The organism is Streptomyces sp. NPDC060205 (assembly GCF_042728395.1).
Taxonomy (GTDB): Bacteria; Actinomycetota; Actinomycetes; order Streptomycetales; family Streptomycetaceae; genus Streptomyces.
This window is the reverse complement of sequence record NZ_JBHWZP010000573.1, coordinates 1-2,999: the sequence shown is the minus strand read 5'-3', so window position 1 is coordinate 2,999 and position 2,999 is coordinate 1. Positions and strand designations below refer to the sequence as shown.

2 protein-coding genes are annotated in these 2,999 nt (G+C 72.7%); both read right to left on the bottom strand.

All coding sequences use genetic code 11. The features are described from left to right. Nucleotides 1-187 precede the first annotated feature (187 nt). On the bottom strand, nt 188-1,108 hold the full coding sequence (locus ACFWGJ_RS43035) for a hypothetical protein (protein WP_387334416.1): 921 nt from the start codon (nt 1,106-1,108) through the stop codon (nt 188-190). A 4-nt stretch (nt 1,109-1,112) separates the two neighbouring features. Next, nucleotides 1,113-2,234 (bottom strand): NlpC/P60 family protein, encoded by a 1,122-nt coding sequence (locus tag ACFWGJ_RS43030; RefSeq protein WP_387334415.1) that lies wholly within the window; start codon nt 2,232-2,234, stop codon nt 1,113-1,115. Nucleotides 2,235-2,999 lie beyond the last annotated feature (765 nt).

Below are 2,999 nucleotides of genomic sequence, written 5' to 3'. Positions count from 1 at the left end.
CCGACGAACCGGCGGAGCCACCCCTTGAGGGGCGCGGGGAACTGCGCGGCCAGCCACGGCGGGCCCGCGGCCGACATCCGGCTTGCGCCCCCACCCCCTCAGGGACCCGCGGTCGAGAGCAGTCGGTACGTCCGCCCACCCGGGGCGCGGGGAACCCCCGCCAGGGAACCGTCGCTCGCCCCGCGCCCTAAGGCGCAGGCGTCCTGCTGGCCTTGCGGGTGAAGCGGCGTAGGCCCCTGCGGGTCGGTTTGAGGGGCTTGTCCTCGGGGGCCACCGAGGTGTCGGGCGCGTGGCCCGGCGGCAGGGCCGGAGCCGTGGACGGGGCCGGCGGAACCGCCCGGCTCCCCTGCTCCAGCCGCGTCCGGACCGTGTGCGCCATCGCCTGATGCGCCTGCTCCAGCAACAGCCCCTCCGCGGACAACCGCCCCCACATGTGGAGCAACTCCTGCCCACGCGTCACCACTTGACCCTCGTCGTCCAGCCGCTGCCACGCCGCCGTGGCCCGGGCCACATCGGGCGCGGCCCGGTTCAGGTCGACGCGGCACCGGATGCGTGCGACGGTCAGCGCGAGCGTGACGGACAGCGTGTAGTCGCCGCGCAGATGGGCGAGGTACGCCTCTATCGCCCGCGCCTCCAGCGAGAGATCGTCCTCCGGCCCCCTGCGCAACGTGAGGTGTTCCCGCAACGCGCTGGCGAGCACGAATGCGGCGTGCAACTCCTCCCGCTGCGCATGCTGGATGATCCGCTCGACGCGGGCCAGCGGAGGGAACGCCTCCTCCTCCGCGGCGGTCCGTTCGAGCCCCGGCGGCAGATCGTCCTCGTCGGCGATCGTCCGGCTCGACCCGTCGGGGTGCACCCGCAGGCGTGCCACCTGCATCACGGAGCGGTCGATGACGGTCGCCGCCACCGGGGCCCCGAGAGTGCGAGCGAACATGGCGATGGCGTCGAGGATCGCCTCGTTGGGTTTGCGGTTGCCGCCCATCTCCAGCAGATGGCCGTTGACCACGGTCGATCCGTCCTCGGCCACGTAGGCGTCGAGACGGATCAGCGGCCGTGCGGCGAGCGCGGGCAGGTTCCCCGAGTCACGGGGCGTCAGCGAGTGGGACATCCGCTCATACTCCCGGTCGGACGACGCCGAGAATGGCCATGGAGGCGGCCGGGGCGATCGTGATCGTGCGTCCTGGGCGCGGGGCGTGGACTATCTTCCCGCCCCCGATGTACATGCCCACGTGCGTGGCGTCGTTGAAGTAGATGATCAGGTCGCCGGGCCGCGCGGACGCCAGGCTGACGCGGGTCAGCCCCGCCCACTGCGCCTGTGACGTACGGGGTATGGGGTGGCCGGCGCGCGCCCATGCCACCGAGGTGAGTCCCGAGCAGTCGTACGCCGACGGGCCCGTGGCGCCCCACCCGTACGGCTTGCCGATCTGGGCCATCGCGAAGTTGACGGCCTTCGCGGCGGCTCCGGTCGCCGTCGTCCCACCGCCGATCGAGCCGCCGCCGTTGCCGCCGCCCCCGCCGCCGGTTCCGCCGCCGTTACCGGTGGAGGTGCCGCCGCCCGAGGCCGTCCACTGGGACTCGGCCTCCTTGTTCCGCTGCTTCTCCAGCGCGGCCAGTTCGCGGGTCTGGTCCTTTTCGAGGCCCGCCTCGATCTGCTCGGCCTCGGCGATCTTCCCCTCGATCTTCTGCTTCGCCTCGGCCTTGTCCGCACGGCTGCTCTTCAGCTTCCGCAGTTCCTTCTCGGCGGAGTCGGTCTGCCGGATCAGCTCCGCGCGGGCGGTCTTCTGCGACTCGGAGACGTTCACCAGGCCCCGCATGGCCTGACGGGCCTGGGACGCCTCGTTCAGGGCCTGTTCGGGGTGCTCGCCCAGCAGCAACTGGATGCCGGTGGCGGCGAGATCTCCGCCGCGGTACTGCGTCCGGGCGGCCGCGCCGCCGAGGTCGTGCAGGTCGTCCACGCGGTTCTCGGCGCGGGCCAGGCCCTTGCGGAGCGACTTCAGCCGCTTCTCCTGCTTCTTGGCCTTCTCGTCCGCGGCGTTGTACGCCTCGGTGGCCACCTCCGCCGTGCGGTAGAGGCCGTCCAGTTCGGCGCGGATGTCCTCGATGGACTGGTCGCCGTCGGGGACGGGTTCGTCCGGGGATGCGTAACTCGGTCCCGATATGAGGGAAATGGCGAGGGTGAGGGTGGCTATGGTGGCGCGACTGCGGAGCCGTCTGCCGCCGGTCGACACGTTCATCAGCTCCACTTTCGAGGTTACGTGCGGGCTGCTCGGACGGACTGCTTGGGGGTCGGAGTCGCCACCGCGGGGTCTGCGGGGGGTTGTTCAACCCTCGAACACACTACCGTCCCTTGCACGGGTGGCCCCTGTATCCCCACGCGTGTCAACCTCCGCGTGGGGAAGTTTTCCCCTTACGTTGCGCTCCGCGTGGTGCGGGCGGCTCGTTGCGCGGACCCCGGCGGGGGCGTTTGCGCAGTTCCCCGCGCCCCTGAGGCGGGTTGGGCGCCCCCCCCGGAACTCGGCCGCGGGCCGCCGGGGGTTGGCCGCGCAGTTCCCCGCGCCCCTGAGACGGGTTGGGCGCCGCCCGGAACTTGACCGCGGGCCGGTGGGGGTTGGCCGCGCAGTTCCCCGCGCCCCTGAGGCGGGTTGGGCGCCGCCCGGAACTTGACCGCGGGCCGCCGGGGGTTGGCCGCGCAGTTCCCCGCGCCCCTGGGGTGGGTGGGGGTGCTGCCCGGAATTTGACTGCAGGCTCGTCGTGGCTGGTCGCGCAGTTCCCCGCGCCCCTAAGGGGCGGGGTGGCTGCGGCCGGAACTTGACCGCGGGCCGGTGGGGGTTGCTCGCGCAGTTCCTCGCGCCCCTTGGGTGGGTGGCCGTGCCGTTCCTTGCGTTCCTTCGGGGCGGAGGCGGGGGCTTGTCTTGTTGCGTCCCGTGCCCCCAAAGCCGGGGCGCAGCACCGCTTTTCAGGGGCGCGGGGAACTGCGCGGCCAACCCCCACCGGCCCGC